Raw genomic sequence first — 21166 nt, forward strand, 5'->3', positions numbered from 1 at the left:
GGCCGCTGCGGATCAGCCAGCGGCCGGATCCCATTGGATGTCGGCGCAGCCGGTGATCGTGGCGAGCAGCCCGAGCGATCCGATGCTCGCCGCATGGGCGGCCTCGGCGGCCGCCGAGCAGGCATCTTCCACGATCACTACCCGGCAGCCGTGGTCCACAGCCGCCCGGGCGGTGCTTTCCACCGAGATATTCGTCGCCACCCCGGCAAGCAGCAGGGTGCCGATGCCACCGGATTCGAGCAGCCCAGCTAGTTCGGTGCCGAAGCCGCCGACCTGCTGGTTGGTGATCACCGCGTCGCCGGGGCCAGACAGCAGCGGCTGGATGATGGCCCCCGATTCGGTGCCGTCCACCAGGGCGCCTGCCTGCTGCAGCAGCAAAGAATTGGGCACCAGATCGCTGTAGTCCGGGGCGAAGGCGATGCGGGTGTAGATGATGGTGGCGCCGGCCGTGCGGGCCTGGTCCAGCAGCCCGGACAGTTTGCCCACCACGTTCCGGGCGGTGATCTGCTCGTAAAACAAGTTCGCAAAGGCGCCATCGGGTCCGACGATGTCCCTTTGATTGTGGATGGACACCACTGCAGCCCTGGACGGGTCGAAACGCATGGCATGCCCCTTTTCCGCGGGCCGCCGACCACTTCAGCGGCGCTCGGTTTCAGCTGGCCACGGGCACGGCACGCACGCCAGCTTTTATTTTCGCGGCCCGCGCACGTCCCGGCGCAGCGGATGATCTGCCGGCACCTGCACCAGCACGATCCTGGTTCCGTCGGGATCCTCGATCCATGCCTCGACCAGGCCCCAGTCCTCCTGGCATGCCTCGCGGAGCACCTTCGCGCCGCGGGCGGACAGTTGTTCCAGTTCCGCGCGCACATCCCGCACCTGCATCCACAGCACCAAGGTGGAGGGCGTGCCAGGCGCCCTGCGCCCGGAGACTTCCAGCTGGCCATTGCCCAGGAAGAACACCATGCCTGGTTGCTCGGCCGGACCGAATTCCCGGGCCACGGCCAGCTGCAGCACTTCGCGGTAGAACCGCTGGGTTGCGGCCAGATCCACCGGCCGCAGCAGCACCCTGCTGGAAAGTACGTCCATGGCCACCAATCTAGTAGCTGGCCGGCGCACTGCCTAGGTGTGCTCCGGGTGCGTCCCGGCGCCGGGAGCCGATGCCGGGACGCGTACTGGCCTGCTTACAGGTAGCAGGATGGGCGGTAGCCGGGGTCTGCCGGGCCATCGGTGGCCAGGGCGTTGAGCACCCAGCGATGAACCACCGGATCAACGTTCACGCCGAGGTGTCCCGAGATGTTCAGCGGGCACTTGTCCTGCAGCAGGACGTTGGTCACCTGCGCGCTGTCTCCCTTCAGGAACTGCGATTTGTAGGGCATGACGATCTCGTCGTACTTGGTGGCAATTACCGTATAGTCCGGGCCTGCAACGGTGTCGCCGATGGCATTCAGCTCGGTCATGAAGTCGCTGCCGGACACCTGGTCGGCGCAGGAATCGCAGATCCAGGTGTCAATGCTGTTGGCAATTGCCACACCAGTGGCGGTCGGGACCAGGATGCCCTGGGTGCCGTGGCTGGATGGGGCGATCGACACCAGGTCGTTGACGTACTTCGCACCGCCCATGTGGCCCATGTACCAGCGTGGCATCATTCCGCCTTGGCTGTGCCCGACGATGTCCACTTTCTTGGCACCGGTGGCCTGGCGGACGCGGTCAATGAAATCGCCCAGTTCGGCCGCCGAGTCGGGGACATGCGCGGCCCCGGAAAGCCCGTTTTCAAAGCCGTAGTTCAGTGCGAAAACGCAATAGCCGTTGCGCTTGAGCTTGGGAGACAGGGAGATCCAGTTGAGGTCCATCGTTTCAAAGGTGCCGTGAACCAGGACTACGGGGTAGGGGTGTTCTGCATCGGGCGTGCAGTCCCAATCGTTGGCTCCCACTGGGCTGATGCCAAGAGTGGAAACCGTGCCGGCTTGCGCGGTGCTTGCCGGGCTTGGCGCGACGGCCGGAGCGGCGAGTGCTGCGGCGGCCAGGCACAGTGCGCCCAGACCGGAGAGTATGCGTCGTTGCATGGTTGTCCTTCGGGTAAAAGTTGGAAGAAACTTGCTACCGGCCAGTAGTAAAACGAAATGATCACAGTAATTTTGATCGCTGTCCAGAGTTTTCTGCCGCCGAATTCTTGCGTGAAGTGGGATGGGATACCTCCGGATTCAATGATTCCGCCAAGGCGAATCCCCGAGTTTTCGCATTCGCTTCGGACCGATTCCGTGCCGGGATTATCTTTGTTGACCAGCAGGTTCGTACTGCTGCTGCGCGGCTCTTGGCAGAGGGTGAACTGGATCGCAGTGTAGCTCGCTTCAGAAATTCCGAATGAGCCTGGTCGGGTGTATGTGACGAGTTGGATTGAAAAAATTTACTTGTATCTTCAATCAATTCCACTATGCTTGGACTATGAACTTTGCCGGGAAGGCTGCCGTGAAAGCTGAACTTCCGCCTCCGGCACTGCCCCCGGCAACTGATGAGGAGCTGACCTGCCATGAGCAACCTGTTGAGCGATGTGCGTTCTTCCAACTGGAGGGATGCCACTGAATCCGGCGCCGTGCTGGTCTTCCTGCATGGTTTCGGCTCCAATGAGCACGACCTGGCCTCGCTGGCCGAGCCTCTGGGCCTGGAATTGCCGTGGGCTTCGCTGCGCGCACCGCTGGAATTGGGCCACGGCGGGGCCGCCTGGTTCCAGATCACCACCCCGGGCGTCCCCGATGCGGCCCCGGTTCAAGCGGCTACCGCGGCCATCTGGGCCTGGATCGATTCAAATACGGACGCCTCCACCAAGATCATTCCGGTCGGTTTCTCCCAGGGCGGGCTGATGGCCAGCCAGCTGCTGCGCACCCGTCCCGAGCGCGTCCTGGCCACCACGATCCTCGGCGGTTTCGTGCTTGGCGGCACCCAGCCAGCCGATGAAATCATCGCCGCCCAGCGACCCGCTGTCTTCTGGGGCCGCGGCACCGAAGACCGAGTCATTGCCCCGGTCGCCATCGAACGGACCGCCGGGTTCCTGCCCGAGCACTCGACCCTGAATGAACGGACCTACCCGGGGCTGACCCACGGCATCAACATGGATGAGCTGTACGACGTGCGCAGCCATATTTCCGCGCAACTTGACCTGATGCCACTGGGCAAGTCCTGAAGCGCGACTGGCGGGCAGCGGTGCCCGCCGGCCGGGATAACCTTGTGCCATGGACAATGTCGAGCAGTCACTGAGCAGAATCCGCGCGGCAATCGAGAAGCTGCATCTCGCGGCGGCCCAGGACCATGACGCGCAACGCGCCCATGCGGCGCGCTGGCTTGATGGCCTCTTCGAGAGTATTGAAAGCCGAGAGCAGCTGCGAGAGGCTGCCCGGAAGGCCTTGGAACTCTACCGCGGCGGCATGGGGTCCTTCCAGGATGTGGGAACCGCGGTCATGGATGACGCGGTGAGCGGACTGCGCCGAGCCTTGGGCTCCGCGCGCTCCTGGTTCTTGCGCAGCTAGGAGCGGCATCCGGCGGGGAGCAATTCCCGCGGCGCGTGCCGCTACGCGGCGACGGTTTCCTCGACGTCCCGGATCTTGGCATTTTCGTCGGCTACGCGGGTTCTGCGCACGCTCCAGGCGTGGGTCAGGATTACCAGCAGGATGCCGGGGACCAGCCAGAGGATTAGCCGCAGGATATCCATGCCGATGGACTGCTCGGGGAAGTAGACCAGGGTCTGCACCGCGTGCAGCCACCCGGCGCCATTCCAGAAGGTATTCAGCGCACCGTAGAATCCGGGCTGCATTTGGGGCTGGAAGATCCCGCCGGAACTGGTGAAGTTCAGTGCGACGAAGCACAGGGTCAGCGCCGGGGTGGTCCAGTGTCGCAGCAGTGGATGCAGGCCCAGGCCCAGCAGGGTGATGCCGGCGGCGTAAACCCAGGAGATCAGCCAGATGCCCGCGTAGTGATCCTCGACGATCTGGTAGACCGGGCCTGCGACCAGCACTGCGATCGTGGCAACCACCGCGGCGGCAACCGCTGCCAGGGCGAAGCGCACGGGCAGCTTGACCTTGCCCATGAACCCGGCAAGCGGCACGGCGCTGGCGTAGCCGCCAATGCTCATGGCGACCAGTAGGAAGAACAGGCCCTGCCCGGTGGTGTCCTGCTCGCCGGTGGGCACGACATCTTCGATGCGCAATGGCAGGCCTTGTTCGTAGGCCACGTCCAGGAAGATTTTCTGGGCGATATTCGCCGAAGTTTCCGACGCGGCGCTGGAGCTGTAAAGCGTTGCCGTGCCGCCGCTGGATTCGTAGGCGGCCACGAGCTTGCGCTGTTCGACCAGTTCCCGGGCTTGGTTCGCATCGGCGACGGTGCGCACGTTCAATGCCCCCTCGGACCCATCCTGCAGGGTCTGGGCGAAAACCTTGACCTGCGCGGAATCGCCCACCACTGCCACCTGCACGTTGTGCGGACTGGGTGCATGGAAGGCCCCCAAGTAGAACAATCCCATGATTGCGCACAGGAAGAACGGGATCAGCATGGTCAGGACCAGCTTTCCCCAGCCCAGCGGTGCCGGCTTGGATATGGGGGACTTCTTCTTGGCCGGATTCACGGCATCCTTGGAAGCGGGGGATTGGCGCGGGGCGTTGTCGGTGAGAGTCATCAGCATTAAAGAATACTCCTAATGTTGCATCATGCAACATTAGGTGCCCGGCAAAGCCCTGCGTACTAGACTCGGAACATGGGCAAGGAACAGCGGGAAGCCGACATCCAATCGATCTTCCACCACATGCAAATGATTACCCGACGTGCCAATACGCGCTCCCGCCAGCTGGCCGAGCCACTGACACTCGTGGAGCATTCGCTGCTGCGCTTCATTGCCGATACTCCCGGAACCCGGGCCACCGACATTGCCGAGGCGTTCTCGCTGAACCGCTCGACAGTCTCCCGGCAGGTAGGCACTCTGCTGGACTTGGGATATATCGCCTATGACGATGCGGAATCCGGGCGCGGCCGCGTATTGGAATTGACTGAGGTGGGCCGGGAGCGGCTTCAGGCTTCCGCCGCAGTGCACCGCGCCGCGGTAACCGATCGTCTAGATGGCTGGAGCGAAGAGCAGATCTCGGCCTTTGCCGAGGCGTTGGAACGCTATAACGTTGCCGACTCGCAGTAGGCGCAGGGAAATCTGCAACTTGCCCTAGGCAATCCTGGCGAACCGCGGTCCGCTGTAGCCGTCGCGTTCAACGTGTTCCGCGAACATTTGAAGCGGCCGGGCCCAGAAGCTGTAGTCATCGTAGAGCTTGCGGTAGAAGACCAGCGGCTCTTCGGTCTCGCTGTGCTTTCCCACGGCCAGCACCTCATAGCGCTGTCCCTTGAAATGCTGGTAGATGCCGGGTTCGATGCTCAACGTGGCGGCCTTTCTGGTCAATTGAGATGCAGGAAAACTTTAGCGCGGGCCGTGCCCGGCACCGCCGCCGCGCTGGGCCAGCAGGTGCTCCAGGATCGGATCCAGGACGTCCAGCCCGTCCTTCACTCCGCCGGTGGATCCGGGCAACGTGATCACGAAGCTGCTGCCGGCGAATCCTGCGACCCCGCGGGTAATGATGGACATCGGGGTTGAGGCCTCTCCGCGCCGGCGGATGGCCTCGATGATACCGGGCAGCTGGACATCGAGCAGCGGGGCAACCATTTCGGGGGATTGGTCATCGGGCGAGACCCCGGTCCCGCCGGTGACGATCACTACCTGGTTGCCATTGGCCAGCAGCTCATCCACGGCGAAACGCACCGGCTGCCCGTCGGCTACCACCGTCGGTTGCCCGGTGTCGAAACCGCGCTCGGACAGCCACCGGGTGATCAGCGGGCCGGTCTTGTCTTCTGCTTTGCCGGCCGCGGCGCTGGTCGAGGCGACCACCACCGCCGCTGTGCGGCTAGTCTCCACGAACCCAGTCCCCGCTCTTGCCTCCGGACTTGGACAGCACCTTCACCGAGCGGACCTCGGCGTGCTTGTCCACGGCCTTGACCATGTCGTAGAGGGTCAGCGCGGCGACACTGGCGGCGGTCAACGCTTCCATCTCCACTCCGGTGACACCCTTGGTGGTCACCTGGGCGGTGACGCGCACTGCGGATTCCTCGGCGGTGAAATCAATGGACACCTTGGAAATCGGCAGCGGATGGCACAGCGGGACCAGTTCCCAGGTCCGCTTGGCCGCCATGATGCCGGCGATGCGTGCGGTGCCCAGCGCCTCGCCCTTGGGCAGGTCTCCGGTCATCAGCATCGGGATGACATCCGGGCGGGTGGCAAAGATGGCCTCGGCGGTAGCCACGCGCTTGGTGACCGCCTTGTCGCTGACGTCGACCATATGGGCGCTGCCATCTTCGCGCAGGTGGGTAAGTTTTTCAGACATTCATGCTCCAAGTTTCAATGCTTTGGCCGGCCGCCAGCTGGCTGACGCCTACCGGGATGTGCACCAGCGCATCGGCGCGGGCCAGGTCGTGGACCAGATGGGACCCCGGATCCAGGATGGTGACCTGTCCATCGCGGATCACTGCCCTGCGCACCTGGTGCTTGTGCTCGGGGGAGCTGGCATCGGCTGCCAGCAGGCAATGTTCGGGCCGGGGCTCGGGCAGGCCATTGAATTCCCGCAGCAACGGGACCAGGAACAGCTCGGCAGAGAGCAGCGCGCTGACCGGGTTGCCCGGGAAGCACAGCACCGTTGCGTCTTCCAGTTGCGCATAGCCCTGCGGTCCGCCAGGCTGGATGGCCACGTGGTGGAAGTTGCCGCCGCGATCGGCCAGGGCCTGGCGGACCACCTCGTAGGCGCCGGCGCTGATGCCGCCGACGGTCAGGATCAGGTCCACTTCTGACTGCAGCTTGTCGATTGCGGTGGCGAAGCCTTGCGGATCATCGGGCAGCTGGATGGTGCGGACCTCGACCTGGTGCCGGCGCAGCAGGGCCGCGAGCATCGGCGAATTGGCATCCGGGATCTGCCCTTCGGCCAGCTGGCCATTGCTCAGCTCATCGCCGGTGGTGCACAGCGCCACCTTCAGGGCGCGGCGCACTGGGATTTCGGTCAGCCCGCTGGAAGCCAGGGCCGCGATCATTGCAGGGGCCAAGCGGGTGCCGGCCGGTGCCACGAGGGCGCCTGCTGCCAGATCCACGCCGGCCGGGCGGATGAAGCGCCCTTCGGGACTCGGCGCGGTGAATGCTGCCTGGCCGCTGGGAGTGCCGTGGCCGCAACGCACGAGTTCGGGAAAGGTTCCGGCGGCGCTTTCCTCCACGGGAATGACGGTGTCGGCTCCGGCCGGGATCATTGCGCCGGTCATCACCGGGCTGGCGGTGCCCGGCTGCAGCTCCAGCTGCGGGTCCCCGGCTGCGGCGGTGAAGCCCAAGGGCAGGGAGACCGGGGCATCGGGTGCCGCGGACAACAGATCTGCGCTGCGTACGGCGTAGCCGTCCATCTGGGAATTCGTGAACGCGGGGATGGGCAGCACAGCGAAGGTGTCCTCGCTGGTGATCCGGTCGCACAGCTGCGCGCTGGTTACGGGCAGCCATTGCGTGCCCAGCGAATCGAAGACAGGTTTCAGCAATCCGGCCAGCTCGGCGCGATGGTTTTCAAGGGTGCAGGTCATTGGCTATCCGCCTGCAAAAGGCGGCAGCACGTCCACGGTGAGCTCCCCGGTCGGACCCAGCTCGCCGGCATCGCGGCGCACCACACCGTTGACCAGGAAGCTTCCGGCACGCAGCACCTGGGCCATCTCGGTCCCGTGGGTGTCGATGAGCTGCGTGCGCAGCTGCGCCAGGGTTTCCGGCCGATCCCAGGTTTCCTGCTCGGTGCCCGCCGCCGCCGCGGCGGCAGCGAAGTAGCGTATCGTGATCTTCGACATGACTTCATGCTATCGCGCTAGAGCGAACAGGACACGATGATGAGCGAAGGCTACTTCCCAGCCCTAGTCGCACCCGGTGCGGAACTCAGCGGCGAACAGGCGCAGCGGGCCGCACGCCAGCTCTCGTTGCCCGGATTCGATGAGGTATCCCAGCGCCGCTTGGCCGCCGCCCGCGTGCTGGTGATCGGCGCCGGAGGCCTGGGCAGCGCCTGCATCCCGTATCTGGTCGGGGCAGGGGTAGGCACCATTGGCATCGTGGATGACGACGTGGTGGAACTGTCCAACCTGCACCGCCAAATCACCCACACCACCGCGAATATCGGCAAATCCAAGACCGCTTCGCTGGCCCAGGCGGCCACCGCGCTGGATCCGAACGTAAAGATCATCGAGCACAACCTGCGCCTGGATTCCTCCAATGCGCTGGAGATCTTTGCGAATTATGACCTCGTGATCGACGGCAGCGACAACTTCCCGACCCGTTACCTGTCCAATGATGCTGCGCAGCTCACCGGCATCCCGCTGATCTGGGGATCCATCCTGCAGCACCACGGCCAGGTCTCCGTGGCCTGGCAAGAGCAAGGTCCGGGCTACCGCGATCTCTTCCCGGTTCCTCCAGCCCCGGGCACCGTCCCGGATTGCGCGGCCGGGGGAGTGCTGCCCGGATTATGCGGAACCATCGGTTCGCTGCTGGCCACCGAAGCACTGAAGCTCATCGCTGGGCTGGGCCAGCCACTGGTGGGCAAGGTGCTGATCTATGATGCGCTGGCTGCAAGCACCCGCACCCTAGAGTACTCCCGCGACCCGCAAGCCCCTGAGATCACCGGACTAATCGACTACGTGCTCTTCTGCGCCGGTTCGCTGCCTGAGGCTGAGGCCATTGGCGCCGAGGCGCTCGCCGAAGCACTGGTCGGTGCGGATGCGCCGGTGCTGCTGGATGTGCGCAACGAGGACGAACGCGCACAGCAGCATATCGCCGGATCCGTGCATCTGCCCTTGCCCCAGCTGGAAGCGGCGATAGAGTCCGGAGCGGAGCTGGAAGAGATCCCGGAGCACGTCACCGTGTATTGCGCGCGCGGACCGCGTTCGCAACGCGCGGTATCCTTGCTCGCCACACGAGGCATCAAGGCAAACTATCTTGACGGCGGGTTGCCGGCTTTGGCCGAAGTTGCCCCGAACTTGCTGGCAGAACCAGCAGACATTGAAGGAGCTTGAGCATGAGCTACGCACTGATTACCGAAGAACCGATCGATGAAGCTGCGGTGAAGGCTGCGGTGGAATCCGATACTTCGGGAGCCTTGGTGATGTTCCATGGCATCATCCGCAACCATGATGGCGGCCAGTCGGTGAATTCCTTGGATTACTCCCACCACCCGCAGGCACAAGAGTTCCTGGAAAAGATCATCGCCGAGGAAGAGGAACGCACTGGCCTGAAGCTCTCAGCAGTGCACCGCGTAGGACCTTTGGCCATCGGAGATGCGGCGCTGGTGGCGGCCTCGGCTGCAGCGCACCGCAAGGAAGCCTTCGATGCCATCGAGAACCTGGTGGAACGCATCAAGGCCGAGGTGCCGATCTGGAAAAAGCAGCACTTCACTTCCGGCAGCTCCGAATGGGTGGGGCTTTAACAATTCGGTTGGTTCCGTGCGCTAGCACGTGGAGATCCGGACTTCGCGGGGGCGTGGCCATGGCCAGCTTCGAAAGCAATTAATCTTGGCAACGGCGCAATTGAATCGACCAGCAGCCGAGCCAAGTCACCAGCTTGACGCTTCACGGTTCAACAAGCCCACGTTTCATGGTCTGTTCATTGCGCGCGACTTTCAGGCCAGCGAGCAATCGTACGGCATTTTTCGGCGAGCACAGCAGGTAGCTGGTTTCGACAGCTGGAATTCTACGTGCCAGGCTCTTGTGCAAGTCTGGCCGACCACTCCGACAGCAACTCCCGCAATTCCTTTGGCTGCACCTCGCTGACCGGTGCTTCGCTCAGCGCCAGCCCGAAAGCCGCCCACCGCAAGTCGGCATTCTCCGTGCGCACCATGCAACTGCGGTCATCGATCGGATCGATCTCGAACCACCGGCCAATGAGGGGTGCCAGCGCTTTCGCGCTGGAGTGCACCCGTGCGCTGACTGGTTGCACTCCGGAGCCGCGCAGCCCATTGCGAACAAACTGGGCTGCATCGCCGCCGGGGATCTGCCGCGGTGCAAAGCGCAACGCCCGCGGATCTGCGTTCTCGGCGCGGTCCACGCGGAAGCTGCGCCAATCATCGCGATCCAGATCAAAGGCCACCAGGTAGTAGCGGTTGCCGACATTCACCAACTGGGCCGGCTCGACCCTGCGTGAGCTCGCAACTCCCTTGGCATCCTTGTAGTCAAAGGCGATTCGTTCATGGTCGCGGCATGCCTGGGCAAAAGCCACCAGAACTGCCGGGTCCACGGAATCAGGTGAGGAAGTCGGGGAGTTCAGCGGGACGGTGCTGGAAGCCAGCGCTTGCACCCGCTGCCGGAGCTTGGACGGCAGCACCGGGACCACCTTGGACAGGGCACGCAGCCCCGCCTCCGCAAGCGCATCCTCGCCGCCGTGGACCGTCGACTGCAGTCCGACAACCAGCGCGACCGCTTCCTCGTCGTCAAGCACCAACGGAGGCAGTGCGGCGCCAGAAGACAGCTGGTAGCCGCCGCCCACACCGCGATCCGCCTGCACCGGGTAGCCCAAGTCGCGCAACCGGTCGATGTCGCGGCGAACGGTGCGCAGGCTGACGTCCAAGCGTTCAGCCAGCTCGTCCCCGGACCAGTAGCGGTGGGTCTGCAGCAGGGACAGCAAACGCAGGAATCTGGTGCTGGTACTCATGCAACAAGTCTGCCTTGATTTAGGACAAAAAATGGCACTTTTGGCTTCTACTCTGGTTACCACCAGCTGGAAATACCCGCTGCAGCTTATGCCAGGAGGAAACCATGAGCACCATGGCCAACACCAACACCACCCTCACCGGGGAACGCGCCGACCTGTTCCAGGCCCTGGCCAATGCCCGGCATTTCCTGCGGTTCACCACCCAGAACCTCACCGATGAGCAGGCAGCCACTCGAACCACCGTCAGCGAGCTGACCCTCGGCGGGCTGATCAAGCATGTGACCGGAGTCGAGCAGCAATGGCAGGAATTCATGGTCAAAGGGCGGGCCGCCATGGCCTGGGACGGCATTGACTTCTCCGAACCGACCTCGGAGATGATCGAAGCCTTCCAGAACGAATTCAACATGCAGCCACACGAGACGTTGGACGAGCTCCTGGAAAACTACGCCCTGATAGCCGAGCGCACCGATGCCCTGCTGGCAGAAATCGATCTGGACACGGTTTACGAATTGCCCTCTGCCCCGTGGTTCACCGACACGCACTGGTCGGTGCGCCGCACTTTGCTGCACATCATTGCGGAAACCACCCAGCACGCCGGGCATGCGGACATCATCCGCGAATCCCTGGACGGGCAGAAAACGATGGGCTAGCCCCCGATGTAGGACATTTCGATGCGCTTGCGGTTCCCCGGGGTCAGCGCGGCCCTCAGCTCGGAGTAATTGTCGTTGCGCTTGCGCCAGTGCCCTGCCAGCGCGTTGGCCAACTCCTCATCGCTGATGCCGTCGCGCATCAGGGCGCGCAGGTCATAACCGGAGCCGGCGAACAGGCAGGTGTATAGCTGGCCTTCGGCCGAGACCCGGGCGCGCGAGCAATTGCCGCAGAAGGCATTGGTGACACTGGAGATCACGCCGATTTCCCCGGCGCCGTCGGTGTAGCGCCAGCGGTTGGCGGTTTCACCCGGCTCGGTCTTGCTGACCGGTTCCAGCGCCCAGCGCTTATTGACCATGGCCACAACCTCGGAAGAGGGCAGCACCTCGTCCAGCTTCCAGCCGTTGGTGGTGCCCACATCCATGTATTCAATGAAGCGCAGGATCGCACCGGTGCCGCGGAAATGCTCGGCCAGCGACAGGATCTCCGAATCGTTGACCCCGCGCTTGACCACCGTATTGATCTTCACCGGGCCCAGGCCCACCTCTTGAGCCACATCAATGGCGTGCAGCACCCGGGACACAGGGAAATCCACGTCATTGATCGCCTTGAACTTCTCGTCATCCAGAGAATCCAGCGAGATGGTGACACGGCGCAGCCCCGCGTCCTTGAGCTTCTGGGCCATCACCGGCAGTGCCGAGCCGTTGGTGGTCATTGCCAAATCCACCGGCTGTCCCTCGGGGGTCTTCAGCTTCGAAAGCATGCTAACCAGGTCCACGATTCCGCGGCGCAGCAGCGGCTCGCCTCCGGTCAGGCGCAGCTTGGTGACCCCCAGCGAAACGCTGATACGAGCCAGCCGCTCGATTTCCTCGAAGCTGAGCAGCTCGGAGCGCTCGCGGAAAACGAAGTCGCGGCCGAAGATCTCCTTGGGCATGCAATACACGCAGCGGAAATTGCAGCGGTCTGTCACCGAAATCCGCAGGTCGTGCAGGGGCCGTCCACGGGCATCGCCCAGGGTGCCGGCCGCTTGTGCTTTCATACACTCCACAGTAGCCTCCGGCACCGTTGCGTGGAAGACGGTTAACCTGAAAGTAACAAATCAAGTACGCAAAATGGATCGGCCCCGGTGGGTGCGACGGTAGCATTGGCACCAGCCCCCGAATACAAGGAGAACCCATGCAGCACCGCCCGTTTCCACGGCTCCGAGCCCTTGCCGGGCTCGCGGCGGCCGTGCTGGCTTTGGCGGGCTGTTCGGCCAGCGGCTCTTCTGATCAGTCCGCTTCCGAACCCATCACCATCTCCGCGGCAGCCTCCCTGCAGAGTGCCTTCGAGCAGATCTCCGAGGAGTTCACCGCACAACACCCGGAGGTGCGCATTGCCAGCATCTCCTATGACGGCTCTTCGACCCTGGCCACACAGATCCTTGAAGGCGCAAACGTGGATGTGTTCGCCTCGGCCGATGAACGCAACATGCTGGAGGTGACCGAGGCCGGGTTCGGCCACGAGCCGGTGATCTTCGCCAGCAACACCATGGTGATCGCGGTGCCTCAAGATAACCCTGCAGATATCGAATCGCTGCAGGACCTTTCACAGGCCACTATGGTGCTGTGCGCACCACAGGTACCCTGCGGCGCGGCTTCGCAGCGGTTGCTTGAAGCCAGCGGCGTGCAAGTCACCCCGGCCAGCCAGGAACAGAATGTCACCGCGGTGCTGCAGAAGGTGGCCGCCGGTGAAGCAGATGCCGGGCTGGTCTACGCCACCGACGTACTCGATGACGGGAACGTTGCGGCGATCGTGCCCGATGGGGCAGAAGACATTGTGAACACCTACCCGATCGCAGCACTGGGTGAAAATCCTGGAGCGCAGGCCTTCGTGGATTTCGTGAGCAGCGAGCGCGGCCAGCAGATTCTGGAGGAGCACGGCTTTGGTACCGGGGCCGCGCAGGCTAATGGCTAGCGATACCGGGGTACGGGTTCCAGGCTTCGCCATTGCACCGGCGTTGCTGGGCGTGGCACTGCTGGTGCTTCCGCTGCTCGCACTGATTTCGCGGGCCAGCTGGTCCACGCTGGTGGCCGATGCCACCAGTGAAGAAGCGCTCGCCGCGCTGTGGCTGAGCTTGCGCACCGGGGTGGCCGCCACCGCGCTGTGCGTGCTGCTCGGCGTGCCGCTGGCGGTATTGATGGCCCGCAGCTCCACCCGCGTAGCCCAGCTATTGCGGGCCCTGATCGCCGTCCCGCTGGTGCTGCCGCCGATGGTAGGCGGCGTCGCACTGCTCTTCCTGTTCGGGCGCACCAGCCCCATTGGCCAGTTCATTGATTCCATGTGGGGGATCTCCCTGCCGTTCTCCACCGCCGCGGTGGTGATTGCACAAAGTTTCGTTGCACTGCCATTCCTCGTGCTCTCCGTCGAAGGCTCCTTGCGTGCCGCCGGCCAAGGCTATGAGCAGGCAGCCGCCACCTTGGGCGCAGGGCGCTGGATGGTGCTCACCCGCATCACCCTGCCGCTGGCCGCCCCGGGCCTGGTCGCCGGCATCATCCTGTGCTTCGCGCGGGCCATCGGCGAGTTCGGAGCCACCGCGCTATTTGCCGGCAATGCGCCGGGTGTCACCCAGACCATGCCGCTGGCCATCTACACCGCATTCAACGGTGCCGGGGCCGGACGAGACTCGGCTGTCGCACTCTCGCTGCTGCTACTGGCCACCGCAGTTCTGGTGCTGCTGCTGGTGCGTGCCTGGCGCCCGGGAGCACTGAAATGACGCTCAAGGTAAACCTGCAGGTGCCGCGCACCGGATTCGACGTGGACGTTGAATTCGAGGTGCCCGCCGGCAGCACGCTGGCAATGATGGGCCCCAGCGGTTCGGGCAAGTCCACCATCGTCCACGCCATCGCCGGGATCCAGAAGATCACCCGGGGGCGCATCGAACTGTCCGGCACTGTGCTGGCCGATGCGAAGCTGCACCGTCCGCCGCACCTGCGCGAAGTCGGGCTGCTGGGCCAGGACCCGCACCTGTTTCCGCACCTGGACGCCTTGAAGAACATTGCCTTTGGCGCCCGGGCCGGGGGACTGGAGAAGTCCGCGGCCACGGCCGCCGCCAGCGAATGGCTCGCGAGACTGGGACTGGAAGAAATCGCCAGCCACCGGCCCGAGGCACTGTCTGGAGGACAGCGGCAGCGCATCGCGCTGGCGCGCGCCCTGGCCGCCAAGCCGAAGATCCTGCTCATCGACGAACCCTTCGCTTCGCTGGATGTCGAGGCCGCCATGGACATGCGCGCCCTGGTGCGCGAAGAGCTGGCGCGCACCGCAACCAGCGCCATCGTGGTCTCGCATTCGGCCGCCGATACCTTGGCGCTCGCCGATGACCTGCTGGTGCTTGAGCGCGGACAGATCATCCAGCAGGGCACCGTGGCCGAGGTCTTTGCCGCCCCGGCCAATCGCTTTGTGCGCGCCGTGGTGGCCACGCTGCCCGCGCAGCACCCGATAAGCATTCAGGAAGAGCAATCATGAGCACCGGAAATGACCCCATAGAACTTGAAGTGCACCGTTCGCGGCTGCTCTCGCAGGTGGTGCCCGTTGCCCCGCAACGGATTGCGGTGGCCGGCGGTTTCACCGCATTGCATGGTGCAGTGCTGGCCCAGGATGTTGCCTCAGCGCACCCGCTGCCGCTGTGGGACAACTCGGCCATGGATGGCTACGCGGTGCGCTCGGCCGATACCGCAACTGCTCCGGCGGCGCTGGATGTGATCGGTGAAGTGCCGGCTGGAAGCGGCTGGAATCCGGTGCTGGAGGCAGGCCAGTGCGTGAAAATCATGACCGGTGCCCCGATCCCTTCGGATGCTGACGCAGTGGTGCGCATCGAGGACACCTCGGCCGCGGTTGATGGCTGGGATGTGAAGACCGTGCAGGTCAATGTGCAGGTTCCTGCTGGCAAGGACATCCGCCGCAGCGGGGAAGACAAGAATGCCGGGGAACCGATGGCCTACGCCGGCGAGGAACTAACCGCGGCCCGGCTCTCAGCCTTGGCCGCAGCCGGATCCAGCACGCTGGAGGTGCGCACCATGCCCAAGGTGGCGGTACTGATCACCGGAGCAGAATTGCGTACTCCCGGCCAAGCGCTGACGCGCGGGCAGATCCCGGAAACCAACTCCTTGCTGATGGCGGGGCTGCTGGCAGAATCAGGAATCCAGGCCACTACCGTAGTGCACTGCGTCGATGACATTGAAGCAGTGCGCGAGCAGCTGGCGATCCTTGGCGCCACCCACGATGCCGTGCTCAGTACCGGAGGAGTGGGACCGGGCGCCTATGACGTCATGCGCCAAGCGCTGGAAGCAGAACCCCAAGTGCAGGCGGTGCGGGTGAAGATCCGTCCGGGCCAGCCGCAGTGCGCCGGACGGCTGGCAGCCGGCGCGATGGTCTTCGCCCTGCCGGGCAACCCGGTCAGCGCCGCGGTGAGCTTCGAGCTGTTCGTGCGACCATGCCTGCGTGCCATGCAGGGCCACCGCGACGTGCTGCGTCCCACCTTGCGAGCAGTGGCCGCGGTAGGTTGGCGAGCCGCCGCAGAACGTGTCCAGGTCATCCCGGTCGTATTCGAACATGGAGAGCAGTTGCGTTGTGCCCCCGCAGTCCAAGCGCAGAGCATTTCCCACTCGGTAGGCGGCTTCGGTGCGGCCCAGGGCTATGCCCTGGTCCCGGCAGGGATCACCCAGGTCAATCCCGGCGATGAGGTCGAAGTCCTGAGGATGGTTCCATGAGCAATTCGAACGCCATCGGCTTCGACGCCCTGGTCCTTGCCGGGGGACGAGGCACCCGCTTGGGCGGTGCGGGCAAGGCGGAACTGCAATTGTATGGCCAGCGCCTGGTGGACCGTGTGGTGGCAGCGACCCGCAAGGCGGGAGCCGCCCGAGTTATCGTGGTTGGCCCGGATACTGCGGGAACCAAAGCCGACTGGGTAGTGCGTGAAGACCCACCATTTGCCGGTCCCTTGGCGGGCATTGCCGCGGGGTTGAAGGAACTCAGCAGTGAAACCGCGAGCGAATGGACCATGGTCCTGGCCTGCGATTTGCAACGCCCGGTCGCGGTCTCCACCGCATTGACCAAGAACTTCGAGCAGCGGGACACTGATGGCCTGCTGCTGGTTGATGCCCAAGGCCACACCCAATGGCTGGCCGGGATCTACCGAACCGCGGCTTTGGCTTTGGCATGCGAAGCACTCGGCGAGAACCTCGTCGACGCGCCGGTACGGCGCGCATTGAACCAGCTTCACCTGGCACAAGTTCCGGTGGATGATGAAACCAGCAGTGATATTGATACCCCGCAGGCGCTGGAAAGTGCCCGCCGCAACGAAAGGACGCGCATGGCACAGCACCTGCCACCCGAAGCATTGAACGAATGGCTGGAAGCCGCAGCCAAAGAACTGGGCCTAGATGCCGGTGGCGTAGATATCGCCACCGTGCTGGATGTTGCTAAACATGTAGCCCATGAGGTTGCCCGCCCTGCTGCGCCGTTGAGCACCTTCCTGCTTGGGCTGGCCATGGGCAACGGCAAGGGCGACCTGGACGGGCTCTCGCAGCAGCTGGTCTCGCGAGCCCACCGCTGGGCGGACGAGCATCCTGAAGGCATTGCCTAAGTCACGCTCCAGGTTATCCAAGTGCAGCTTTGAAAGCTGTCTGCAACTGGTTGCAACGATGCCGGCGCGATAGCGGCCGCATTCCCGGCTAGGATTCCTGGCGGTCTTCGTCCTTGGACTGAGCCTGGCCAGGGGCCAATTCTTCGGGCATGGTTGGCTTTTGCGCGGATTTTCTGCCGCGCCGCATCCAGCCCCAGAACACGATCACGGCGAGAACTACAAGCGCTGCAACATCAACCATGGGGCTCGATAGCGCAGCGCTGTTTCGCTGCAGCCAATCCTGCACTCCAATTGGCACCAGCTGCGGTGCTGAAATCAGGCCGTTGGTCAGCCAGAAGATCACGCCAACCACGATGAGCAAGCTGCCGGTGAGTATTGAAACGACGTGCAGCTCGCGGCCGAAAACCTTCGTGGTGCGGCCGCGCAGGTTGCTGCGGCCGTTCGCGCCGAGTCGATTCCAGATGCGCGCCAGGACGAACATCGGCACCACCATGCCAGCGCCGTATACAGCCAGCAGCACGCCCCCGGACACCGCGTCGCCCTGGACAGCGGCCAAGGTGAGCATTGCGCCGAGGATCGGTCCAGCACAGAAGCCCGAGACGCCGCCGACAGCACCCAAAGCCAAGGTCTTGAGCAGGCCCTTGCCTCCGCTGGCGCGATGTTGCAGCTTGGAGAATCCGGGAATCCAACGCGAAAGGTCGAATCCGAATCCAGCGAAGTATATGATGCCCATGGCAATGAGCATCAGCGAAGCGATCAAGACGATCAGCTCCCGCTCGGTAGCAAGGAACAGCCCCACTGCTCCCACGCCCAAGCCTGCCGGCACCAGGACCAGGGCGAGGCCGAGGTAGAAAACCAGCCCGTGGAGATACAGGCGGGGCCCACTTCCCACAGTGGAGGCGAAGAATGCCGGCAGCAGCAGCGCACTGCACGGGCTGAGCAGCGCCAGCATGCCTCCGAGGAACGCTGAGAGCAGGCCGATATCCATTAGCTTGCGTCCTTGGCAGCCAAGGCGGCCTCGATCTTGTCGATGAATACGCTCTTGGGCTGGGCGCCCATCACAGGTTCGCCATCAACCAGGAATGCCGGGGTCGAATAGACTCCCAGCTGCAGGCCGAGCTGCGCATTGGAATCGATCATCTTTGCGGCTTCCTCGGACTTCACGTCGGTGGTGAACTGCTTGGTATCCAAACCGAGATCGGCAGCGAGCTTGGCCAGCGATTTTTCGCTCAAGCCCGAACCCTTGCGGCTTTTGCCGTCGGCAAAGAGCTCGTCATGGTATTCCCAGAACTTGCCTTGCTTTGCCGCCGCGTAGGAAGCCAGCGCGGCCCGCTCCGAATCATCGCCGAAGATGTTCACATCGCGCCATTCTACTCGGACCTTGCCTTCTTTGGCGTAGTCAAGAATCAGTGGCAGGGTTTCGCTAGACCACTTTGCGCAGAACTTGCACTGGTAGTCAGAGAAGACCACGACTCCCACTGGTGCATCAACCGGACCGGCGGCCAGCAAATCATCGGGTGAGCGCAGCTCGAACTGAGAAAGATCAGGGGCTTGCTCCGTAGCGTCCGCCGGGGTTTCAGTCTGCTGGCTGATTGGCTGGTCCTTCGGCGTGGCCGGCCCATCGGAGTTGATATCGCCCAGGTTCAAGGCAACAAATACCAGTGCGGCGATGGCCGCCAAGGCCATGGCCAAGCCGATCCAACGCCGTTTCGGCTTCGCTGTGCTGCTGTTCTCCATGTGTTCTCCCTGGTGTCCAGACTCTGCGGAGCCTGCGCCTGCCGCAATCTTCTTTGAACCGGCAATTGGTCTTGATTGCACATTTAATAGCTATTGGTGATGGGCGTTTTCATAGAACTTAATGCCCAGTTGACGATCATTGTATATGTTGGTTCTATGTGTTTTACATGAGGTCTCAGTGGAACTGGCCTCGGCGGTGGATCGCGGCGGAACGGGCTTTTCCCGTACAGGATTTTCATATGAAATGGCCCTGCCAGGAACCCGGTCTTTGCCGGGACCACGCATCCGGAGCCTTGGCTCCGGATCAGCGCTAGTGCCAGCAGGGGATTCAGTTAGCCGGTGCTGGTGATTTCGCAAGGAATGGGTGGCGCAACGAGGCGATGGCGCAGACGGTCCAAGTTGAGAGCAGCAGAATCCAGGCTCCAATTCCTACTGCCGAGTATCCGTTGCTCTGCAGGCTGTGTCCGAGGTTCAGCGCGCCAAGGGACAAGGTTCCCACTGGGAAGGTAAGAGCCCACCATCCAGGGGAGAACGACATCTTGTTGGCTATCCCGAAAGTTGTTGTGGAGACGGCGAAGATTACTACTGGGATCGCTGCGCAGAGCATCACGATGCCGTAGACGTTGGCGACTGCCTGGATGCCAGGCATTGCTTCTGGCAGGATGAATCGGTGCATCTGCGAGCTAATTGCTTGCGCTGCTGCGGTGGACTGGCCGACTACTCCCAGCGGAATCCAAGAAGACGCTGACAACGCGGCGGGAATGCGATCCACGCGTGCATGGTGGCAGTAGGCCGCGGCGAAAATGATGATCCCGAGCATCAGGGAAGTTACGAAGCAGAAGATCAGGACGGCCAGCAGAGTTGCTGCGAGAACCGGCGAGTCGAGCTTTGCAATAAACGGTGCGCCACAGGTAGCCGAGACCATGAGCGGAACAACTGCCAGGCCCCACGCCGGGCGCGGCTCAGCATTCCGGCGCCGTATCAGCGCCAAGCTGAAACCGAAGGTGGTGATTAGGCCAAGGGCCGTACCGATAACCCAAAGCGCGCCGTCGACTCCCCATGAGACGGTGGTGAACTGTGGTGCCCAGTCAGCAAGCACCGTGGCGGTGGCGGATCCAATGGAGAGGATGCCCATCGAAACCATGCCCCACGCGGAAGCTCCCACACCATGCATCGAAGCTGCCCATGCGCCGGTGGTGCGCAAGCAGCGGATGGCGAAGCCGATCGTGAAAATTACCGCAAACGCCCAGCCTGCCACGAGAAAAAAACGGGCCAGATCGGCGCCGAGAGTTGTTTGGCCGGCATGCAGCTGGGTTAGCGTGCTGGCAATTCCCGTGCCCATGACCGCTCCCCACCAGGCAGGTCCCAAAGGGAAGCGTGGCGAAGGGTTGGTTGTGGGAACAATGAGCTTTGTTTCTTCTATCGTGGGGTTCATGTTTCCCAGTATTCTCCGGCCAATAACATCCCGGTAGACGCCAATCTTGCAGGATGGCATATGCTGTGGATATGTCGGATTGGCCTGAGCTCAGTTCCCTTGAAGTGCTAGTGGCAGTTGCTGAGCATGGAAGCTTGTCCGCTGCTGCGCGCGAGCTGCACATGGAGCAACCCAATGTCAGCCGTTCCATCTCACGTCTTGAACGGCGGCTGAACCTGGCATTGCTGCGTCGCTCGACTACGGGCTCGCGCTTGACGCCTGAGGGTTTGCTATTTGTCGAGTGGGCGCGTGAATTGCTTAGCTCTGCGGACTCGCTGATGCGCAACGCGCGGGCTTTGGGCAATGACAACTTTGGCGAGTTGAAAATTTCTGCCAGCCAGACCATTGCCGAGTATTTGCTGCCACGGTGGCTTTCATCATTGCGTGTTGCCCTGCCGAATACTCAGATCAGTTTGCGGGTAAGCAACACAACCGATGTCCTGAACGAATTGCACACAGACGTATGCGGTCTCGGATTTGTCGAAGGCCCGGTTGCCAAAGAATCAACGCATTCGGCATTTGTGGGAGAAGACCGGCTGGTGCTCGTGGTGGCTTCCTCGCATCCGTGGGCGGACAGGGACTCGGTCCAGCCTAAAGAAATCATGGATTCCTGCCTCATTGCCAGGGAATCAGGCTCGGGGACCCGGAAAGTCCTGGACGAGGCGCTGAAGGCACCGGTTGTCCCGCGCATTGTGTTGGAAAGCAATGCCGCGGTGCGAGTTGCCGTGCTTTCGGGAGCCGGTCCGGCTGTGCTAAGCCGCTTTGCGGTAAGCGATGCGGTGGCAGCAGGCACGCTTGTCGAGCTGCCCATTGACGGGGTTCAGCTCCAACGCCGGCTCAGAGCGGTATGGACCGGACCTCGGCAGCTGACCGGGGCCGCTGAAAAACTAGTTGGCATCGCCATAGCCAGTTCGCGCACCATCTAATTGGTGCCGCAACGCCAAGCTTTCGCCATGGG

26 protein-coding genes are annotated in these 21166 nt (G+C 63.3%); 12 read left to right on the forward strand and 14 right to left on the reverse strand.

Features of this window, described 5'->3' with window-relative positions; translation table 11 throughout:
• Positions 1 to 12 precede the first annotated feature (12 nt).
• The 3 genes from ACLQ8T_RS02020 to ACLQ8T_RS02030 all read right to left on the reverse strand — a co-directional run bounded on the left by ACLQ8T_RS02020 (position 13) and on the right by ACLQ8T_RS02030 (position 2063).
• A complete protein-coding gene (locus ACLQ8T_RS02020) occupies positions 13 to 603 on the reverse strand; it encodes a cysteine hydrolase family protein (RefSeq protein WP_413455539.1) in 591 nt (196 codons plus the stop codon).
• A gap of 84 nt (positions 604 to 687) precedes the next feature.
• On the reverse strand, positions 688 to 1086 hold the full coding sequence (locus ACLQ8T_RS02025) for a VOC family protein (RefSeq protein WP_038992538.1): 399 nt from the start codon (positions 1084 to 1086) through the stop codon (positions 688 to 690).
• A 95-nt stretch (positions 1087 to 1181) separates the two neighbouring features.
• Positions 1182 to 2063 carry a lipase family alpha/beta hydrolase gene (locus ACLQ8T_RS02030; protein ID WP_413455540.1) on the reverse strand — a complete coding sequence of 294 codons (882 nt, stop codon included), beginning with the start codon at positions 2061 to 2063 and terminating at the stop codon, positions 1182 to 1184.
• 464 nt (positions 2064 to 2527) lie between these two features.
• On the opposite strand from ACLQ8T_RS02030, the gene ACLQ8T_RS02035 reads away from it, so the two are divergent.
• Entirely contained in the window at positions 2528 to 3178 is a 651-nt protein-coding gene (locus tag ACLQ8T_RS02035; RefSeq protein WP_413455541.1) for an alpha/beta hydrolase, read from the forward strand.
• A gap of 49 nt (positions 3179 to 3227) precedes the next feature.
• Positions 3228 to 3521 (forward strand): DUF6966 domain-containing protein, encoded by a 294-nt coding sequence (locus tag ACLQ8T_RS02040; protein ID WP_413455542.1) that lies wholly within the window; start codon positions 3228 to 3230, stop codon positions 3519 to 3521.
• A 41-nt stretch (positions 3522 to 3562) separates the two neighbouring features.
• Here ACLQ8T_RS02040 and ACLQ8T_RS02045 read toward each other — a convergent pair whose 3' ends face one another.
• Complete coding sequence (locus tag ACLQ8T_RS02045; RefSeq protein WP_413455543.1) at positions 3563 to 4669, reverse strand: hypothetical protein; 1107 nt, start codon at positions 4667 to 4669, stop codon at positions 3563 to 3565.
• A 72-nt stretch (positions 4670 to 4741) separates the two neighbouring features.
• Between ACLQ8T_RS02045 and ACLQ8T_RS02050 the strand changes: the two genes are divergently transcribed.
• Positions 4742 to 5173 carry a MarR family winged helix-turn-helix transcriptional regulator gene (locus ACLQ8T_RS02050; protein ID WP_013347837.1) on the forward strand — a complete coding sequence of 144 codons (432 nt, stop codon included), beginning with the start codon at positions 4742 to 4744 and terminating at the stop codon, positions 5171 to 5173.
• A 24-nt stretch (positions 5174 to 5197) separates the two neighbouring features.
• Here the strand turns inward: ACLQ8T_RS02050 and ACLQ8T_RS02055 are convergent, their stop codons facing one another.
• Genes ACLQ8T_RS02055 through ACLQ8T_RS02075 form a run of 5 tightly spaced genes read right to left on the reverse strand, consistent with a single transcriptional unit; the run spans position 5198 to position 7884 of the window.
• Positions 5198 to 5407 (reverse strand): DUF1653 domain-containing protein, encoded by a 210-nt coding sequence (locus tag ACLQ8T_RS02055; RefSeq protein WP_038992430.1) that lies wholly within the window; start codon positions 5405 to 5407, stop codon positions 5198 to 5200.
• A gap of 39 nt (positions 5408 to 5446) precedes the next feature.
• A complete protein-coding gene (locus ACLQ8T_RS02060) occupies positions 5447 to 5938 on the reverse strand; it encodes a MogA/MoaB family molybdenum cofactor biosynthesis protein (RefSeq protein WP_413455544.1) in 492 nt (163 codons plus the stop codon).
• Positions 5928 to 6404, reverse strand: coding sequence for a cyclic pyranopterin monophosphate synthase MoaC (moaC, locus tag ACLQ8T_RS02065; protein WP_038992427.1), 477 nt, complete (start codon positions 6402 to 6404; stop codon positions 5928 to 5930). Before moaC ends, ACLQ8T_RS02060 begins: the two co-directional genes overlap by 11 nt.
• Positions 6397 to 7629 (reverse strand): gephyrin-like molybdotransferase Glp, encoded by a 1233-nt coding sequence (gene glp, locus ACLQ8T_RS02070; RefSeq protein ID WP_413455545.1) that lies wholly within the window; start codon positions 7627 to 7629, stop codon positions 6397 to 6399. Before glp (ACLQ8T_RS02070) ends, moaC begins: the two co-directional genes overlap by 8 nt.
• A 3-nt stretch (positions 7630 to 7632) precedes the next feature.
• A complete protein-coding gene (locus ACLQ8T_RS02075; protein WP_073707444.1) occupies positions 7633 to 7884 on the reverse strand; it encodes a MoaD/ThiS family protein in 252 nt (83 codons plus the stop codon).
• Positions 7885 to 7923: 39 nt separating this feature from the next.
• Between ACLQ8T_RS02075 and ACLQ8T_RS02080 the strand changes: the two genes are divergently transcribed.
• Both ACLQ8T_RS02080 and ACLQ8T_RS02085 read left to right on the forward strand, forming a co-directional pair.
• Positions 7924 to 9096, forward strand: a complete 1173-nt coding sequence (locus ACLQ8T_RS02080; RefSeq protein ID WP_413455546.1) for a ThiF family adenylyltransferase — start codon at positions 7924 to 7926, stop codon at positions 9094 to 9096.
• Positions 9097 to 9098: 2 nt separating this feature from the next.
• Complete coding sequence (locus tag ACLQ8T_RS02085) at positions 9099 to 9506, forward strand: molybdenum cofactor biosynthesis protein MoaE (RefSeq protein ID WP_223308871.1); 408 nt, start codon at positions 9099 to 9101, stop codon at positions 9504 to 9506.
• A gap of 263 nt (positions 9507 to 9769) precedes the next feature.
• Here the strand turns inward: ACLQ8T_RS02085 and ACLQ8T_RS02090 are convergent, their stop codons facing one another.
• Positions 9770 to 10726, reverse strand: a complete 957-nt coding sequence (locus tag ACLQ8T_RS02090; protein WP_413455547.1) for a helix-turn-helix transcriptional regulator — start codon at positions 10724 to 10726, stop codon at positions 9770 to 9772.
• Positions 10727 to 10830: 104 nt separating this feature from the next.
• Between ACLQ8T_RS02090 and ACLQ8T_RS02095 the strand changes: the two genes are divergently transcribed.
• The gene (locus ACLQ8T_RS02095) at positions 10831 to 11376 is read left to right on the forward strand and encodes a DinB family protein (RefSeq protein ID WP_413455548.1); all 546 of its coding nucleotides are present in this window, start codon (positions 10831 to 10833) and stop codon (positions 11374 to 11376) included.
• Here the strand turns inward: ACLQ8T_RS02095 and moaA are convergent.
• Positions 11373 to 12413 carry a GTP 3',8-cyclase MoaA gene (moaA, locus tag ACLQ8T_RS02100; RefSeq protein ID WP_413455549.1) on the reverse strand — a complete coding sequence of 347 codons (1041 nt, stop codon included), beginning with the start codon at positions 12411 to 12413 and terminating at the stop codon, positions 11373 to 11375. The genes ACLQ8T_RS02095 and moaA overlap by 4 nt on opposite strands.
• A 137-nt stretch (positions 12414 to 12550) precedes the next feature.
• Between moaA and modA the strand changes: the two genes are divergently transcribed.
• The 5 genes from modA to ACLQ8T_RS02125 are packed head-to-tail and all read left to right on the forward strand — an operon-like array spanning position 12551 to position 16997.
• Positions 12551 to 13330: a molybdate ABC transporter substrate-binding protein gene (gene modA / locus ACLQ8T_RS02105; RefSeq protein WP_413455550.1), complete on the forward strand. Its 780-nt coding sequence runs from the start codon at positions 12551 to 12553 to the stop codon at positions 13328 to 13330.
• Complete coding sequence (locus tag ACLQ8T_RS02110) at positions 13323 to 14129, forward strand: ABC transporter permease (RefSeq protein WP_413455551.1); 807 nt, start codon at positions 13323 to 13325, stop codon at positions 14127 to 14129. Before modA ends, ACLQ8T_RS02110 begins: the two co-directional genes overlap by 8 nt.
• Entirely contained in the window at positions 14126 to 14878 is a 753-nt protein-coding gene (locus ACLQ8T_RS02115) for an ATP-binding cassette domain-containing protein (RefSeq protein ID WP_413455552.1), read from the forward strand. Before ACLQ8T_RS02110 ends, ACLQ8T_RS02115 begins: the two co-directional genes overlap by 4 nt.
• Complete coding sequence (gene glp / locus ACLQ8T_RS02120) at positions 14875 to 16122, forward strand: gephyrin-like molybdotransferase Glp (RefSeq protein ID WP_413455553.1); 1248 nt, start codon at positions 14875 to 14877, stop codon at positions 16120 to 16122. The genes ACLQ8T_RS02115 and glp (ACLQ8T_RS02120) overlap by 4 nt, the downstream gene beginning before the upstream one ends.
• Complete coding sequence (locus ACLQ8T_RS02125) at positions 16119 to 16997, forward strand: NTP transferase domain-containing protein (RefSeq protein WP_413455554.1); 879 nt, start codon at positions 16119 to 16121, stop codon at positions 16995 to 16997. Before glp (ACLQ8T_RS02120) ends, ACLQ8T_RS02125 begins: the two co-directional genes overlap by 4 nt.
• 88 nt (positions 16998 to 17085) lie before the next feature.
• Here ACLQ8T_RS02125 and ACLQ8T_RS02130 read toward each other — a convergent pair whose 3' ends face one another.
• From ACLQ8T_RS02130 to ACLQ8T_RS02140, 3 genes are all read right to left on the reverse strand, one after another.
• Entirely contained in the window at positions 17086 to 17985 is a 900-nt protein-coding gene (locus ACLQ8T_RS02130; RefSeq protein ID WP_013347853.1) for a cytochrome c biogenesis CcdA family protein, read from the reverse strand.
• Complete coding sequence (locus ACLQ8T_RS02135) at positions 17985 to 18734, reverse strand: DsbA family protein (protein ID WP_013347854.1); 750 nt, start codon at positions 18732 to 18734, stop codon at positions 17985 to 17987. Before ACLQ8T_RS02135 ends, ACLQ8T_RS02130 begins: the two co-directional genes overlap by 1 nt.
• Before the next feature lie 328 nt (positions 18735 to 19062).
• Complete coding sequence (locus tag ACLQ8T_RS02140) at positions 19063 to 20076, reverse strand: TDT family transporter (RefSeq protein WP_413455555.1); 1014 nt, start codon at positions 20074 to 20076, stop codon at positions 19063 to 19065.
• A 164-nt stretch (positions 20077 to 20240) separates the two neighbouring features.
• Here ACLQ8T_RS02140 and ACLQ8T_RS02145 point away from each other — a divergent pair, with 164 nt between their 5' ends.
• Entirely contained in the window at positions 20241 to 21134 is an 894-nt protein-coding gene (locus tag ACLQ8T_RS02145; protein WP_413455556.1) for a LysR family transcriptional regulator, read from the forward strand.
• The last annotated feature ends 32 nt before the right edge of the window (positions 21135 to 21166 follow it).

The organism is Glutamicibacter sp. FR1 (genome assembly GCF_047300825.1).
GTDB lineage: Bacteria > Actinomycetota > Actinomycetes > Actinomycetales > Micrococcaceae > Glutamicibacter > Glutamicibacter nicotianae.

What these genes read in the sequence shown, in the direction of transcription:
- ACLQ8T_RS02020 (WP_413455539.1), bottom strand. Translation starts at nt 603, where the DNA reads ATGCGTTTCGACCCGTCCAGGGCTGCAGTGGTGTCCATCCACAATCAA.
- ACLQ8T_RS02025 (WP_038992538.1), bottom strand. Translation starts at nt 1,086, where the DNA reads ATGGACGTACTTTCCAGCAGGGTGCTGCTGCGGCCGGTGGATCTGGCC.
- ACLQ8T_RS02030 (WP_413455540.1), bottom strand. Translation starts at nt 2,063, where the DNA reads ATGCAACGACGCATACTCTCCGGTCTGGGCGCACTGTGCCTGGCCGCC.
- ACLQ8T_RS02035 (WP_413455541.1), top strand. Translation starts at nt 2,528, where the DNA reads ATGAGCAACCTGTTGAGCGATGTGCGTTCTTCCAACTGGAGGGATGCC.
- ACLQ8T_RS02040 (WP_413455542.1), top strand. Translation starts at nt 3,228, where the DNA reads ATGGACAATGTCGAGCAGTCACTGAGCAGAATCCGCGCGGCAATCGAG.
- ACLQ8T_RS02045 (WP_413455543.1), bottom strand. Translation starts at nt 4,669, where the DNA reads ATGCTGATGACTCTCACCGACAACGCCCCGCGCCAATCCCCCGCTTCC.
- ACLQ8T_RS02050 (WP_013347837.1), top strand. Translation starts at nt 4,742, where the DNA reads ATGGGCAAGGAACAGCGGGAAGCCGACATCCAATCGATCTTCCACCAC.
- moaC (WP_038992427.1), bottom strand. Translation starts at nt 6,404, where the DNA reads ATGTCTGAAAAACTTACCCACCTGCGCGAAGATGGCAGCGCCCATATG.
- glp (WP_413455545.1), bottom strand. Translation starts at nt 7,629, where the DNA reads ATGACCTGCACCCTTGAAAACCATCGCGCCGAGCTGGCCGGATTGCTG.
- ACLQ8T_RS02075 (WP_073707444.1), bottom strand. Translation starts at nt 7,884, where the DNA reads ATGTCGAAGATCACGATACGCTACTTCGCTGCCGCCGCGGCGGCGGCG.
- ACLQ8T_RS02080 (WP_413455546.1), top strand. Translation starts at nt 7,924, where the DNA reads ATGAGCGAAGGCTACTTCCCAGCCCTAGTCGCACCCGGTGCGGAACTC.
- ACLQ8T_RS02085 (WP_223308871.1), top strand. Translation starts at nt 9,099, where the DNA reads ATGAGCTACGCACTGATTACCGAAGAACCGATCGATGAAGCTGCGGTG.
- ACLQ8T_RS02090 (WP_413455547.1), bottom strand. Translation starts at nt 10,726, where the DNA reads ATGAGTACCAGCACCAGATTCCTGCGTTTGCTGTCCCTGCTGCAGACC.
- ACLQ8T_RS02095 (WP_413455548.1), top strand. Translation starts at nt 10,831, where the DNA reads ATGAGCACCATGGCCAACACCAACACCACCCTCACCGGGGAACGCGCC.
- moaA (WP_413455549.1), bottom strand. Translation starts at nt 12,413, where the DNA reads ATGAAAGCACAAGCGGCCGGCACCCTGGGCGATGCCCGTGGACGGCCC.
- modA (WP_413455550.1), top strand. Translation starts at nt 12,551, where the DNA reads ATGCAGCACCGCCCGTTTCCACGGCTCCGAGCCCTTGCCGGGCTCGCG.
- ACLQ8T_RS02110 (WP_413455551.1), top strand. Translation starts at nt 13,323, where the DNA reads ATGGCTAGCGATACCGGGGTACGGGTTCCAGGCTTCGCCATTGCACCG.
- ACLQ8T_RS02115 (WP_413455552.1), top strand. Translation starts at nt 14,126, where the DNA reads ATGACGCTCAAGGTAAACCTGCAGGTGCCGCGCACCGGATTCGACGTG.
- glp (WP_413455553.1), top strand. Translation starts at nt 14,875, where the DNA reads ATGAGCACCGGAAATGACCCCATAGAACTTGAAGTGCACCGTTCGCGG.
- ACLQ8T_RS02125 (WP_413455554.1), top strand. Translation starts at nt 16,119, where the DNA reads ATGAGCAATTCGAACGCCATCGGCTTCGACGCCCTGGTCCTTGCCGGG.
- ACLQ8T_RS02130 (WP_013347853.1), bottom strand. Translation starts at nt 17,985, where the DNA reads ATGGATATCGGCCTGCTCTCAGCGTTCCTCGGAGGCATGCTGGCGCTG.
- ACLQ8T_RS02135 (WP_013347854.1), bottom strand. Translation starts at nt 18,734, where the DNA reads ATGGAGAACAGCAGCACAGCGAAGCCGAAACGGCGTTGGATCGGCTTG.
- ACLQ8T_RS02140 (WP_413455555.1), bottom strand. Translation starts at nt 20,076, where the DNA reads ATGGGCACGGGAATTGCCAGCACGCTAACCCAGCTGCATGCCGGCCAA.
- ACLQ8T_RS02145 (WP_413455556.1), top strand. Translation starts at nt 20,241, where the DNA reads ATGTCGGATTGGCCTGAGCTCAGTTCCCTTGAAGTGCTAGTGGCAGTT.